The organism is Microbacterium sp. 2FI (assembly GCF_005502885.1).
Lineage (GTDB): Bacteria > Actinomycetota > Actinomycetes > Actinomycetales > Microbacteriaceae > Microbacterium.
Genome location: NZ_SCMR01000001.1, coordinates 175,929 through 189,466, shown reverse-complemented (window position 1 = coordinate 189,466; position 13,538 = coordinate 175,929). Strand labels below are relative to the sequence as shown.

The following is a 13,538-nucleotide window of genomic DNA, read 5'->3' as shown; positions in this document are numbered from 1 at the left end:
GTGGGCGCACCTACCATCGAGATCGCGGTTCAGGACGCCACAGGTGCGCGTGCTGCGCTCGACGCCGGAGCCGACAGGCTTGAGCTGTGCCAGGCGTTGGAGGCCGGAGGCCTCACACCATCGCTCGGCATCCTCGAGTCGGTGCTCGACGCCGTCGACCCGCTTCTCGTGAACGTGCTCGTGCGTCCGCGCCCCGGTGGCTTCGTGTACTCCACGGAGGAGGTCGCGGTTGTCGAGGCCGATATCCGGGCGTGCGTGGAGCGGGGTGCCGGCGGCGTGGTGGTCGGCGCACTCGCCCGGGACGGTCGGCTGGATCGCGATGCGATGCGCCGATGGAGGGACGCCGCGGGTGACGCGACCATCGTCTTTCACCGGGCGATCGACGCGAGCACCGACCCGCGAGCGGTGTTCGATGCCGTGATCGCGGAAGGAGCGGACCGCGTCCTCACATCGGGGGGCGCTGCTCGAAGCTTTGACGGGATCGCGCTCCTTTCGGAGTTCGCCGCGGCATCCGCCGGCCGCATCGAAGTGATGGCAGGCGGCGGTGTGACCGCGGCGGACATCCCCGCCCTCTTCGCTGCCGGTGTAGACGCGGTGCACCTCTCCGCGCGTCGGCGCTCGGGCACGGATGCTCCGTCCGGGCCCGGCGGCGGTGCGAGCGGGCATGACGTCACGAGCGCGGAACTCGTAGCCGAGGCAGTGCGCCAGGCCAGGCGCTGACGCTCGGGGCCGCCTCGTACCAGGGGCGAAGAGCAGAGAAGGCCCCGGAGAATCGGCGAGATTCCGGGGCCATCCGTAGCAGGAGCGGGGCTTGAACCCGCGACCTCACGATTATGAGGCGTGTGCCCGTAGCCGCTCGCTATGCGAGCAACTACCGAAGAGGATGCCACCGCGCGCGCTGCGGTCGTCGCGCGCGGGTGCTCATCCCCCATCCGCACGGCGACGGGCGTGTGGGTGCGCTGCGGCTCGCGGATTAAGTCCAAGTGTGAGTCCTGCGCGGAGCTCTACCGCAATGACTGGGCGGCGATTGCGCGCTCTGGTGTGTTCGATGGGCCGGTCACGGAGTTTCGCTTCTACCTGCTGACACTCACCGCTCCGTCTTTCGGGCGGGTGCACCGCGTGCCGCGTGATGGTGGACAGCGGGTCGGCGCCTGCAGCTGCGGTGTCGAACACTCCGCGACGGATGCTGGGCTGCGAGGGGTGCCGATCGACGGCGACATGTACGACTACGCGGGACAAGTCGCGTGGAACCGGGATGCGGGTCTCCTTTGGGATCGGACTCGACGGCGGATGCGTGATCGATGGGACTCGCTCGAGTACTTCATCGTCCGCGAGTGGCAGGACCGCGGCGTGCTGCATGTGCACGCGATCATCCGGGTTGCCCGCTTCGAGGCTCCAACACCTGGCGTGCTGAGGGATGCTGCGCTAAGTGCGACGGCGGTGTCGCAGGTAGACGCTGGCGTGCTCGTCGAGTGGGGCGAGCAAGCGCGCTGTGATGCGTTCCGCGCGGACGGCGACGGAGCAAAGACCATTTGGTACCTGTCCAAAGCGCTGAATTACGTGCTCAAGGACGTTGCCACGGCGTCCGTGGACGCGCCTATCGACGTGTGGCGACATCAGGTCGCCCTCGGCGATGCTGCGCGCCGGATGCGCTGCGCCCGGGACTGTCAGCCGCAAGACTGCATGAACCTCGTACATAAGCGGTACGGGTCGCGCTCTCAAGTGGTCAGCGCGTCGCGGCGCACGAGGAACCGCACGGGCTGGTCGTTCACCGGCTTGACACGTACCGTGCAGCGCCGGCTACGGCGGGAGTGGTGGGAATCGCGGATGCGCGATGAGGCCGGCGACGATGCGCCGGCGCTCTCGCCTCCCCCGCTGGAAGACCTCGCGGCGCGGTCGCGGCGTGAGTTGATCGCGCGGGGCTGGTCCGCGCCATGAAAGGAACAATCATGATGTGTCTGAACCACACGCACGCGGACAGCGAGCCGCTGCCGGACTGGGAGATTCACCTGCAGGACGCCTTCGGTCGCCCGGGCGACCCGGTCGGCGGGGTGACAGGGCAGGCTTTCACTCCGGAAGCGGCACTACAGGCGTTTCTGTTGGTCTGGCCAGAGCTCTCGGTCTATCCGCTGGTCGCGGTGCGGTCGGAGATCGCGCCACCATGGTCCATGTACGAATGGGCGTGAGCGGCACGGATCCGGCGCGAAGCGGTGCCGCGTGCGGCACGCGCGCGCCCGGACCGGACCGTTGACGCCCGACGCACAGGAGCCCGGGACACGATGCCGAGGGCAACCGGAGCGCGAAGCGCGGAGGGCGGCAGCCGGGACGGCGCGGTATCCCCAGTACAGTGGCGCGCATGGAAGTTGCTGCGAAAGCATTCTGGAGTTACGCGCACGCCGATAACGAGCGTGAGCAAGGCCGCATCTTGAGGCTCGCGGATTTGGTGAAGGCCGAGTTCGAGCTGCTGACTGGGACGACGATTGAGATCTTTACTGACAAGGTTGAGATTCGGTGGGGCGACGACTTCCGAGAAAAGCTCGAAGAGGCGCTCCAAGAGACAGCGTTCTTTATTCCAATCCTTACCCCCACCTACTTCGTACGCGACGAGTGCCGTAAGGAGATATCACAGTTCGTTCGGTCGGCGACCTCACTCGGCCTGAACCAGCTCTTGCTTTCTGTGCGCTATATCCCGGTACCCGATCTGCGCGAGGAGAGCGCGGACAAGCTGAAGGCGACGGCCGCCAAGATGCAGTACGAGCCTTGGGACGCGCTACGCCTCCTGGACGAGGGCTCTGCCGAGCATCGCGCAGCGGTGCACAGGCTCGCGTCTCGGCTCGTCGAGCTAACAGCGCGTCTCGAGTCAGGCGGCAGAGACGACCAGGCCGGTGGCACACTCACGCCGTCTGGCGGCGACGACCAGGCCGGTGGCACACGTACACCGGCTGGTGGAAGCGAGGCCGGTACTCCAACCTCGGACGAGGGGCCGCCCCGACCGGACCAAGCGCCCCCGGCGCGCGAACCAGCCGCCCGCGGCGCTGGCGATCAAGTCCCGACGCCGCCCGCGACGATGTCGGATACGGCGGCGCTGGTGCCCGACGACGAGGAGCCCGGTCTGCTTGACCTAGTCGCCGACGCGCAACCGGCGATGGAGGCCTGGCGCCAAACGCTGGGCCAGATAGCACCCGCGGCGGAACGCTTCAATGCGAAGTTTCAAGCGGCAACCGCCCTAATGAACACGGCGAACAAGAAGCCCGACGCATTCGCGCGAAAGATTGTCATTGCGCGCGAACTCGCGCGAGACGTCGAACCGGAGCTGCAAGAGATCGAGGAGCTTTCCAGTCAGTATGTCGCGGGACTGCTCCGCATCGATCCCACGGTCCATGCGATCTTCGAACTAAGCAAGCTCTCGACCGATGAGAATGCGGAGGACGTGGTCGCTACGCTCTCGACCAGCTTCTCCGAGCTCGTCGAGCAGGCGCGGCAAGCAAGTGACTCAATGAATCGTGCGGCTGATGCTGCACGCGCAAACGCAAAGTTGAGTCGCGATCTGCGCCCCGTCCTCCGCCGGTACGAGACTGCCGTCCGCAACATCGCGGACGGATTCGAGATCATCGAGGAGTGGGACTCACTCAGTTCCGGGGGCGAAGCCGCTTGATCTTGTGTAGAAGATTTCGGGAGACGCTGCCCGATACGCGATGATTGGGCTGTGGCGAACGCCTGCACAAAGAACCCGTATCCCGATCAAGCATCCGCGCGCGTTGCGCTCGAACGGATTCGCCTGAAGCGTGCTGGGGATCCCCGCGTGCCTGTCCGGGTGTATCCCTGCGATCAGTGCCCGGCATGGCACGTCACAGCGAAGAAGAATGTCGGCAAGACACCACCTTGGGATCGCGATCCCCATTGGCAACGCCCGACGCAGTGATACTTGTCCGGCGCCTCGCGTAGTCTGATAGTCCTAGAAACCGAGACTAGGCGGACACTGTGGCGGACTTTCGATCGGAGCGCAGCGCATCCCCCGAGGGCGAGGGCCGCGCCAAAGACGCCCTTGAGCGCGCATGGGGCGCGTACTACTCCGCGAACAAGGCCGTAAACAAGCCGCTCTACGCAGCTTTCCCATGGTTGAGGCGACTTGTACGAGGTCAGGTCGCCTCAGCCGCAACCGACCTGTTCGGCTTCTGGCTACTTTGGCGTCTGCTGGGCGGATTCGACGGTCTGCAGCAATCGCTAGGTATGAGTCGTTCGACGATCTACCGGCGCATCTCGGCGTTCCGCTCCGTATTCGGCGAGCATCCCGACGTCTATGAGTTCCCCGGCGTGACTGTCGACCTGGAGGCTTTCGTTCGCGGGATGGCGAAGACTCCTCCCGCGCCTGAGGAAGATGCAACAGAGTAGTCTCATCCTTGACACTACGAGCAAACGACCCATAGAGTCTCAAATGTGAGACTAGACCCCGACGCGACGACCCTTGCTGAGTTCTTCAGCGAGTTCCGTGCGCTCGTCGAGGACGGCCTCACATCCAACGCTCGCCAGGCTTACGCACGGGCATGGACGCTCCGAGTCGAGCCGACGCTCGGCGCCCTCGCCCTCACCGAACTGCGCACCCTCACCATCGGGAAGGCAAAGGCGCTCTGGTCCGGCTCGGAGTCCACAAAGGGCGACGCGATCGCGCTGCTGTCCAAGATCCTCGGGCTGGCCGTCATGGATGGCCTACTGCCCGCGAACCCGTGCCGTTCGCTCCCCCGGACGCGTGGGAAGGCTCACGAAGCGGAATGGACGTCGCGCGCGCTCGACGATCTGCAAGTGCGGCGGATGCTGGCGCTTACCTCGTTCCATCCGTTCGGACAGCGGGCGCTGGCTGGACTTGCCTTCACCGGTCTGCGCCTCGGCGAGCTGGTCGGTCTGCGCTGGGAGGATCTGAACGAGTCGCAGGGCTACCTGACGGTCAGGCGCACGTTCTCTCCCGACGGTCACGGTCGGCTCGAAGAGCGACCGACGAAGAGCGGCAAGTCGCGGCAGGTCCCGATCCTCGAAGAACTCACCCCGTGGCTCGACACCGCGCGCGGACTCGGACACGATCACGTGTTCACCGGCAAGCTCGGCGGGCCGTTCGACAGCGGCAACCTTGCGCGGGCGCTGCGCTGGCATGCGATCCGCGATCACATCGCGGTCTTCGCGGACGGGCAACCGCTCCGGTTCCACGACCTGCGGCATACGTTCCTGTCTCGCCTGGCGCGCCACGGCATTGCACCGGCGCATATCCAGAAGGTGGCGGGACACGCGTCCATCACGACGACCGAGCGCTACACCCACATCTCCGGCACGGAGGCAGCGCTGGCGGTGCGCGACGCGGTCAACGGCGCGAATCGTGAGGTCACTTTTCGAGGGGGTGAGCACGCGGCAAACACGGGTCTGACACGACAAAACCCCCGGAAATCCGGGGGCTTCGATCTGTAGCAGGAGCGGGGCTTGAACCCGCGACCTCACGATTATGAGTCGTGCGCTCTCACCAACTGAGCTACCCTGCCGTACGGCATCCGCGGTCACATGTGATGGATGCTGCGAGCCCCGAGTCAGGATTGAACTGACGACCCCTTCCTTACCATGGAAGTGCTCTGCCACTGAGCTATCGGGGCGTGCTGCCTGCCTGCAGGCAACTAGAAGAGGATACCAGAGCGGCGGCATCCTGCTGAATCGAGCGTCACCCGCCGGCGTGCTCCTTGAGCCATGGGAACGGGTCGATCGCGGTCGTTCCGTTCATGAGGATCTCGAAGTGCGTGTGGGCCCCGTACGAGCGGCCGGTGTTGCCCGTGCGGCCGAGGATCGTGCCGACCGTGACCTTCTGCCCGGGCGACACCTGCATCGAGCCGTACTGCATGTGCGCGTAGTGGCTCGAGACCAGCTGGCCGTCGACCATGTGGTCGATGATCACGTGTACGCCATACGCACCGCCGGCCTCAGAGGCCACCCGGACCGTGCCGTCGGCGATCGCCTGGATCGGCGAGCCGGCACCGGGCGTGAAGTCGATGCCCTCGTGCATGCGGCCCGAGCGCCAGCCGAAGCCGTACGACATCGTCACGCCGACCGCGAAGGGCCACTGGATCGCGGAGTTCGGGTCGTTGTGGAAGAGGTTCGAGAAGTTGCGGATGCCCGCCTCGGAGGCGAGCTCAGCCGTCGTGGTCGTCGAGTAGTTCTCGGCGCGCTGAAGCGAGTCGTTCTCGGCGCCGGCAGGAGCGACGTACGCCTGGATCTCGTCTTCGTCGATCACGAGGTCGGAGTCGAGCGGCGCGATGACCGAGACCACGCTGTTGTCGACACCGCTCGCGGCGGCGACCGCCTCGGCGGGCATCGTCATGCCGACGGTCACGAGTCCGACGATGCCCATCACACCGACCGAGAACGATGCGGCAGCAACGCGACGGAACGACGATCCGGCCGAGGCACGCGGGCGGCGCGGGGCGGTGTGGGTGTGCGAGCTGCGCTCGGCGTCTGCGGGTTCTGCATCGGCAGCCGCGGTCTGCACCGGGGTCTCACCGGTGAAGGAGAAGAGGCGCGCGGCGGCCTCGAATTCGTCGACGGATGATGACGCCTGCCAGCCTGCGGCCATGGCCGGCTCCGCCTCGGGCTCGGGCACCTCTGCGACGGCGGGCTCGGGCACCGCTTCCGGCTCGAGCAGTTCGAACGGCTCGGCGGGTGTGAGGACGGCATCCGGAAGCGTCGTCGAGGCGCGACGCGCGCGGCGACCCAGCGGCGCGGCGGCCGTAGCGGGAGGCTCCTCGATGACCGGCATCTCGATGACGGCCTCTTCGGCGACCGGAAGCTCGATCACCGGCTCCGGGGCGACGACAGGCTCCACCACGACGACGACAGGCTCGGCAGGAACGACCATCTCCGCAACCGCGACGGGCTCGGTGACGACGCGCTCAGCACCCCAGACCGTGGGCCGCGCGGTGCCGCTCTCGGCCGACCGGCGACGGAGTTCTGCGCGCGAGACACCCGGCGTCGCCGGCGCCGCATGAACAGGCGTGGCGGCGGTGCGGCTGGAACGGCGCGTGGGCGCAGGATCAGCCGGGAGGGCGTCGAAAGGCAAGCGGAAAGAGCTCTCGGTCGTGTCGCTCGGGGGGCAACGGTACGGTCGGTGGGGCGTGAAATCACTCTCGCGGTTCGGGCCGCGAAGGTAACGATCGGGTAAACACTACCCCGGAGCTCCTGAGAATGCCATGTAAAGCACGCCGTCGACGCGCCGATTCGTTCGGAATCTTCACAATCCCGGAACGATCAGTCCCCGAGGGCCGCGCGACGCAGCGCATCGAACAGCGCAGGCCCGGCCGCGACGGTCATCGCGCGCGACGGCGAGCCGCTCTCCCCCGCCCCGCCGACCACGCCGCCGGCCTCGGTCACGAGGAGCGCGCCGGCGGCGTGATCCCACGGATGCAGCCCGCGCTCGAAGTACCCGTCGAGGCGCCCGCTGGCGACGAAGGCGAGATCGAGCGATGCCGCGCCGATCCGTCGCAGGTCTCGTGCCATCGGCATGACCCGGGCGACGCGGGCGAGGTCGCCGGCGTGGGTGGCGGGGTCATAGCCGAAGCCGGTGGCCAGCAGCGCGCCCGCGGACGACGGCTCGGCGTTCACCGCGAGACGCTGATCGTCCAGCCATGCGCCCTCCCCGCGCGCGGCACGGAAGAGTTCGCCCGAGGCCGGGTTGAAGACGACGGCGGCGAGCGCGTCCCAGTGCTCCGGCACGGGGTCGCCCTCGACGGCAGCGATGCTCACGGCGTACGAGGGGATGCCGTACGCATAGTTCACGGTGCCATCGATCGGGTCGACGACCCACGTGATGCCGGTCGTGCCGGTCGCGGCATCCGATTCCTCGCCGAGAAAGCCGTCGTCGGGCCGCACCGCCGCCAGGCGCGCCCGGATGAGGTCCTCGACCTCGCGATCGGCCTCGGTCACGATGTCGGCGATCGACGATTTCGTCGCCGCGATCGACACGCCCTCGGTGCGGCGCCGTCGAGCGAGTTCCCCCGCCTCTCGGGCGATGTCGATCGCGATGGCTTCGAGCTGCTGCGCACGTGTCATCCCTTCACGCTATCCCCCTCCCCCACCACCGTTTACGGACGAGACGCGCCGCGTAGCGGGACGAGCCGGCGGCGTGTCCCGTCCGTAAACGGAAGGGCGCGGGAGGGCTAGCGTGGGGGGATGGTCAGCGGAGTCCACACCCACGACGTCGTCATCGTCGGCGGCGGGCACAACGCTCTCGTCGCCGCCGCCTACCTGGGCCGTGCGGGCAGATCGGTCGTCGTGCTCGAGCGCCTGGATCACGTCGGCGGCGCCGCCGTATCGGAGCGCCCGTGGGCGGGGGTCGACGCGCGGCTGTCGCGCTACTCGTACCTCGTGAGCCTGCTGCCGCGCGCGATCATCGACGACCTCGACCTCCGCATCGCGCTGCGACGGCGGCGGTATTCGTCCTACACGCCGGACCCTGCCGATCCGGCTCGCGGCATCCTCATCGACAACGCGGATGCCGAGGCCACCGGCGCCTCCTTCGCGCGCGTGACCGGCACCACCGGCGAGGCCGACCGGTTCGCCTCGTTCACCGCCCGGCTCGAACCGGCCGCGCGCGCGGTGTTCCCGACGATGACCGAGCCGCTGCGCCGGCGCAGCGCCGTGAGGATCGCGGTCGCGGACGACCGCCTGTGGGACGACCTCGTCGACAACCCGCTCGGCGCGGTGCTGCGGTCATCGCTCGACACGGACATCGCGCGCGGCATCGCCCTGACCGACGGCCTCATCGGCACCTTCGCGACCGCCGACGATGAGAGTCTGCGGCAGAACCGCTGCTTCCTGTACCACGTGATCGGCGGCGGAACCGGTGACTGGGACGTCCCGGTCGGCGGGATGGGCCAGGTCAGCGGCGAGCTCGAGCGTGCCGCGCGCACGGCGGGCGCCGACCTGCGCACCGGCGTCGAGGTGACGGCCGTGAGCCCCGACGGCGAGGTCACCGTCGGCGGATCCCGTCCCGAGACGCTGCGCGGACGCCTGGTGCTGTCGGGAGTCGGTCCGGCGGTGCTCGCCGGACTCCTGCGCGCCGGTGGCGCCGCGCCCGACGGCGAAGACCAGGCTCCCGAAGGCGCCCAGGTGAAGGTCAACATGCTGCTGCGGCGGCTTCCGAAGCTCTGCGACGCCGCGGTGACACCTGAGGCGGCGTTCGGCGGCACCTTCCACATCAACGAGACGATGAGCCAGCTCGACGCCGCGCACGCGACGGCGGTGGGCGGCGGCATCCCGAACCCGCTTCCGGCCGAGATCTACTGTCACTCGCTCACCGACCCGTCGATCCTCGGCGAGGATCTCCGGGCATCGGGTGCACATACCCTGACCCTGTTCGGCCTGCAGGTGCCTCACCGACTCGTGGCGGGCGAGGATCGGGATGCCGCACGCGCGGCGCTCCTCGCGGCGGCGCAGCGCTCGCTCGACTCGGTGCTCGCCGAGCCCATCGCCGACGTCGTATTCGAGGCCCCCGACGGCTCGGCCTGCATCGAGGCCCGTACGACCGCCGACCTCGAAGACTCGCTCGGCATGGCCGGGGGCGACATCTTCCACGGCGACCTGTCGTGGCCCTGGGCCGACGACGACGAGCCCCTGGAGACGCCGGCCCAGCGCTGGGGCGTCGCGACCGCGCACGACCGGGTTCTGGTGTGCGGATCGGGGTCACGCCGCGGCGGGGCCGTGAGCGGTCTGGGCGGGCACAGCGCGGCGATGGCGGCGCTCGAGATGCTCGCGGGCTGACGCCGGCGACGCCTACGACCGGGGCGGAAGCGGCGGCGGGGGCGGGTAGCCCTCGTACCCGGGCGCCGCAGGCGCGACGGGCGCCGGCTCGACCGCCGCCTGCGGCAGCGCGAACACATGGGCACCGGGCGTCGGCTGACCCGTGTAATAGGCGTTCCAGTCGGGTGAGCCGTCGGGGAGCATCGGCAGCGGCGTGTAGCCGTCGGCGAAGTTCGGCCACGGCAGCAGCTCTGCCTCGGCAGCCCGGTGATCGGCCGGCGCGGCCGGAAGCGCGGCGTATGGGTCGTTCTGCGCGTAGCTCGGGTACCCCTGCGGCTGCTGTGGCGCGTAGATCCCCGTCGGCCGCGGTGCGCGCGGTCGACGCGGCGCGAACAGTACGTTCACGAGCGGGATGAGCGTCGTGCCGACGGCCGCGAGGATCGCGACGGCCACGACCACGCGCCAATAGAGCTCGGGGAAATCGGTGTACTCGCTGAGCACCAGCGGGATGATCAGCAGCGCGGCGAGCCCGACCACGAGCGCGATCGTGATGACGGCCACGACCTGCGTGAACGGGGTGACGTACCGCTGGAACGCCTTGGCGTACAGCCGCACATGCAACAGCGCCAGCTGGAGGATCAGCACGATCACGAGGAACTGAAGCAGGCGCGAGAACCCGCCCCACGCGTAGCGCTCCGGCATCCAGATCATGACGGCGCCGACCAGCAGCGCGACGACCCACGAGGCCATGCTCGCCAGCGCGAACCACGCCGGCCGCTTCGGTGCGAGGTGTGCGTCGAGGATCGCAACGCCGGCGAAGCCGACGAGCAGCAGGATCGTGAGGAACGCCCGCCCGACGATGCCGTTCTGCGACCCGACCAGCACCCAGATCACACACACGATCGCGGCGGCGATGAGCGCGCCGATCGCGACCCAGATCGCGGCCCGCAGGAGCGACGACAGCGGAGTGTCGGTCTGCGCGGCATCGTCACGGGGGTCGGTCATGGCGATCCTCACTGTCGGCTCTACGTGCGGGCGCGCGCCCGCACGCCCATCCTGACACGGGGCGCCCGTCGCGGGGATCCCCGACTCCGGAAACGAGAAAGCGCCCCGCGAAGGGGCGCTTTCCGACTGGTGGCGAGTGAGGGATTCGAACCCCCGAAGTCGATGACAGCTGAGTTACAATCAGATCCCTTTGGCCGCTTGGGTAACTCGCCAGACGCATCCGTCCGACTTTCTCAGACGACCGGAGGCGCGATCAACAATCATACTCGGTGACGGGCAGTGCTCGAAATCGAGGCGGCCCGTCGTGCTCAGGTGCCGATCCCGTCGAGATCGAGGTCGCGGAGCGCCGACGGCAGGCGCAGGAGCGCCCCCTCGAACCGGCAGGTGGCGGCCGCGGCATCCATCGCGTCGTTGAGGACGGCACCCCACCCGTCGGCGTCCGTCGGCGCACCGTCCACGAGGGAAGCGAGCGTCGCGGCGAAGGCGGCGTCTCCCGCCCCCATCGTGTCGACGATGCGTCCGGGAAGAGTCGAGATCGGGCGCGTCACGACGACCCCGTCCGACTCGATCGTGGCGCCGGCCGCTCCCTCGGTCGCCAGTACGGCGCCCGCTCCGAGGTCGATGAGCCGGGCGCGCAATGCGTCGAGCGGGGTGCCGTAGAGAACGGCAGCGTCGTCTTCGCCGACTTTCACGAGGGATGCCGAGGCGGCGAGCTTCTCGAACGACGCGACGAACGCGTCCCGGTCGTGGAGCATGCCCGTACGCGGATTCGGATCGATCGCGAGCGGGGTGCCCGATCGAGCGAGAGCACCCGCGAATTCGTCGGCCTGTGCCACGTCGTCGAAGGCGAAGCAGCTCACCGCGACGAGGTCGGCATCCGACATCGCCCGCCTCTCGCGCTCGCCGAAGTGGATGCGGCGCCGCTGCGAAGCCTCGTTGAAGACGTACGCGGGCTCGCCACCGCCGCTGCGGGTGCTCACCGCGCGCGCCGTGCCGTACTCGGACGACGTGCCGATCAGCTCGACCCCGTAGTCGGCGAGATACGAGCGCACGTGGGCACCGGCCTCGTCGTCGCCCACCATCGCGATGAGCGTCGCGGGCAGGCCGAGCCGCGCGAGCCCCACCGCGACGTTCAGCGCAGCGCCGCCCACGAACTCACGAACACCGGCATCATCGCGCAGCTCGTCGATGAGTGCATCGCCGACGACCACCACATGCCCGGTCATCGGCGGCTCCCCGCGTTCTCGAAGACGCGGGTGACGAAGTCCTCGGTGCGCCGGCGCGTGCCGTCGATGCGGCGATCGACGCTCGCCCGCACCTCGCTGGGCGCGAGCGGAGCCGCGAGGCGCACGTTCTCGTGGCACGACAGGTCAGTGCAGATGTACGTGCCCACACTGTCGCCGTTGTCACCGGCATCCCCGGCCTTGCGCGCAGTGAAGAGGGCGACCTGATCGGCGGGCTGCATCGTGTGGCAGAGGTTGCACATCGCCGAGCGCGCATGCGACGACGTATCCGAGGCCCGCAGCACCACGCCGCGCGCTTCGCCGTCCACCTCGATGATGACGTACCCCCGTCCGCGGGTGCGCGGATCGCGCCACGCGAAGAAGTCGAGATGGTCCCAGTCGACCAGGACGAAGTCCGACGGCAGCGCGACGAGCCGCAGGTCGTCGGGTGAGGCATTGACGAACGATGAACGCACGTCCTGCTCGGTCAGTGGGCGCATGGCACCTCCTCGAGCCCTCAGTCTACGAACGACGGATGCCTCCGCCACCCTGTGCGGGTGACGGAGGCATCCGGTGGCGCGCGAAATCAGGCCGGCGCAGGCTCGGTTTTGCCGGGCTCAGCCGCCGGTGCGGCCTCGTCGGCCGCGGCGGCGGAGCGGTCGCGGATGAGGAAGCCGAAGCCGAACGCGATGAAGAACATCAGCACGCCGTACACGGCCGCGGGCAGGCTCAGCTCCTCCGAGCCCAACACCGACTGGGCGATGACGATGGCGAGCGTGGCGTTGTGGATGCCGATCTCGAACGACGTCGCGATCGCCTGCCTCTTGCCGACCTTGAGCCAGCGCGGCACGAGATACCCGATCGCGAGGCTGATGAGGCAGAACACGATCGTGATGAGGGCCAGGCGCGCGAAATTCGCCACGAGCAGGTCCCAGTTCGCGGCGACGGCGCCGGCGATCACGACGATCAGGATGATGACCGAAGCGATGCGCACCGGCTTGTCCATCCTGTCGGCGAACTTCGGCCAGAACCTCCGCACCACCATGCCGACCGCGACGGGCACGAGCACGATCGCGAAGACCTCGGCGGCCTTGGCCCACTGCATGCCGAGCTGGTCGTCGAAGGGGTCGAAGTACCAGATCGCGAAGTTGGTGATGAGCGGCAGCGTCACGACGGCGATGACGGAGTTGACCGCGGTGAGCGAGATGTTCAGAGCGATGTCGCCGCGGAACAGATGGCTGTAGAGATTCGCGGTCGTGCCGCCCGGCGAGGCCGCCAGCATCATCATGCCGACCGCGAGGACCGGCGGCAGCTGGAACGCGAGCACCAGGCCGAAGCAGATCGCCGGCAGCAGAACCAGCTGGCACACGAGAGCGATGATCACCGCCTTGGGCTGCTTCAGGACCCGGGCGAAATCGCCGAGGGTCAGACTGAGCCCGAGGCCGAACATGATGATGCCCAGGGCCACGGGAAGGCCGATGGTGGTCAACGGTGACATGGAACTCAGTGTGCCTGATACGGCCACCGGGTGTCAGCCGCCTGTGG

General features: G+C 68.6%; 13 protein-coding genes and 3 tRNA genes. 7 read left to right on the top strand and 9 right to left on the bottom strand.

What is annotated here, in order from left to right; all coding sequences use genetic code 11:
- From FFS15_RS00875 to FFS15_RS00845, 6 genes are all read left to right on the top strand, one after another.
- Window positions 1-720 carry a copper homeostasis protein CutC gene (locus tag FFS15_RS00875; protein ID WP_249353614.1) on the top strand — a complete coding sequence of 240 codons (720 nt, stop codon included), beginning with the start codon at window positions 1-3 and terminating at the stop codon, window positions 718-720.
- Between the two features lie 141 nt (window positions 721-861).
- Window positions 862-1,938 carry a replication initiator gene (locus FFS15_RS00865; RefSeq protein ID WP_137843109.1) on the top strand — a complete coding sequence of 359 codons (1,077 nt, stop codon included), beginning with the start codon at window positions 862-864 and terminating at the stop codon, window positions 1,936-1,938.
- Between the two features lie 11 nt (window positions 1,939-1,949).
- A complete protein-coding gene (locus FFS15_RS00860; RefSeq protein ID WP_137843108.1) occupies window positions 1,950-2,186 on the top strand; it encodes a hypothetical protein in 237 nt (78 codons plus the stop codon).
- Between the two features lie 170 nt (window positions 2,187-2,356).
- Window positions 2,357-3,655, top strand: a complete 1,299-nt coding sequence (locus FFS15_RS00855) for a toll/interleukin-1 receptor domain-containing protein (protein WP_137843107.1) — start codon at window positions 2,357-2,359, stop codon at window positions 3,653-3,655.
- A gap of 326 nt (window positions 3,656-3,981) precedes the next feature.
- Entirely contained in the window at window positions 3,982-4,392 is a 411-nt protein-coding gene (locus FFS15_RS00850; protein ID WP_137843106.1) for a hypothetical protein, read from the top strand.
- Window positions 4,393-4,437: 45 nt separating this feature from the next.
- Window positions 4,438-5,454, top strand: coding sequence for a site-specific integrase (locus FFS15_RS00845; RefSeq protein ID WP_137843105.1), 1,017 nt, complete (start codon window positions 4,438-4,440; stop codon window positions 5,452-5,454).
- On the opposite strand, the gene FFS15_RS00840 is transcribed toward FFS15_RS00845, so the two are convergent.
- The 4 genes from FFS15_RS00840 to FFS15_RS00825 all read right to left on the bottom strand — a co-directional run bounded on the left by FFS15_RS00840 (window position 5,452) and on the right by FFS15_RS00825 (window position 8,076).
- Window positions 5,452-5,525 (bottom strand) — tRNA-Met (locus tag FFS15_RS00840). The genes FFS15_RS00845 and FFS15_RS00840 overlap by 3 nt on opposite strands.
- Before the next feature lie 36 nt (window positions 5,526-5,561).
- A tRNA-Thr gene (locus FFS15_RS00835) sits at window positions 5,562-5,633 on the bottom strand.
- 65 nt (window positions 5,634-5,698) lie between these two features.
- A complete protein-coding gene (locus tag FFS15_RS00830; RefSeq protein WP_249353612.1) occupies window positions 5,699-7,087 on the bottom strand; it encodes a M23 family metallopeptidase in 1,389 nt (462 codons plus the stop codon).
- A gap of 188 nt (window positions 7,088-7,275) precedes the next feature.
- Window positions 7,276-8,076 (bottom strand): inositol monophosphatase family protein, encoded by an 801-nt coding sequence (locus FFS15_RS00825; RefSeq protein WP_137843104.1) that lies wholly within the window; start codon window positions 8,074-8,076, stop codon window positions 7,276-7,278.
- Between the two features lie 120 nt (window positions 8,077-8,196).
- Between FFS15_RS00825 and FFS15_RS00820 the strand changes: the two genes are divergently transcribed.
- On the top strand, window positions 8,197-9,786 hold the full coding sequence (locus tag FFS15_RS00820; protein WP_137843103.1) for an NAD(P)/FAD-dependent oxidoreductase: 1,590 nt from the start codon (window positions 8,197-8,199) through the stop codon (window positions 9,784-9,786).
- Between the two features lie 12 nt (window positions 9,787-9,798).
- Here FFS15_RS00820 and FFS15_RS00815 read toward each other — a convergent pair whose 3' ends face one another.
- From FFS15_RS00815 to FFS15_RS00795, 5 genes are all read right to left on the bottom strand, one after another.
- On the bottom strand, window positions 9,799-10,770 hold the full coding sequence (locus tag FFS15_RS00815) for a hypothetical protein (protein WP_137843102.1): 972 nt from the start codon (window positions 10,768-10,770) through the stop codon (window positions 9,799-9,801).
- A 127-nt stretch (window positions 10,771-10,897) separates the two neighbouring features.
- Window positions 10,898-10,982, bottom strand: a tRNA-Tyr gene (locus FFS15_RS00810).
- Between the two features lie 96 nt (window positions 10,983-11,078).
- Window positions 11,079-11,996, bottom strand: coding sequence for a PfkB family carbohydrate kinase (locus FFS15_RS00805; RefSeq protein WP_137843101.1), 918 nt, complete (start codon window positions 11,994-11,996; stop codon window positions 11,079-11,081).
- A complete protein-coding gene (locus FFS15_RS00800; RefSeq protein WP_137843100.1) occupies window positions 11,993-12,493 on the bottom strand; it encodes an FBP domain-containing protein in 501 nt (166 codons plus the stop codon). Before FFS15_RS00800 ends, FFS15_RS00805 begins: the two co-directional genes overlap by 4 nt.
- Window positions 12,494-12,579: 86 nt before the next feature.
- Window positions 12,580-13,491 carry a bile acid:sodium symporter family protein gene (locus FFS15_RS00795; RefSeq protein ID WP_137843099.1) on the bottom strand — a complete coding sequence of 304 codons (912 nt, stop codon included), beginning with the start codon at window positions 13,489-13,491 and terminating at the stop codon, window positions 12,580-12,582.
- Between the last annotated feature and the right edge of the window lie 47 nt (window positions 13,492-13,538).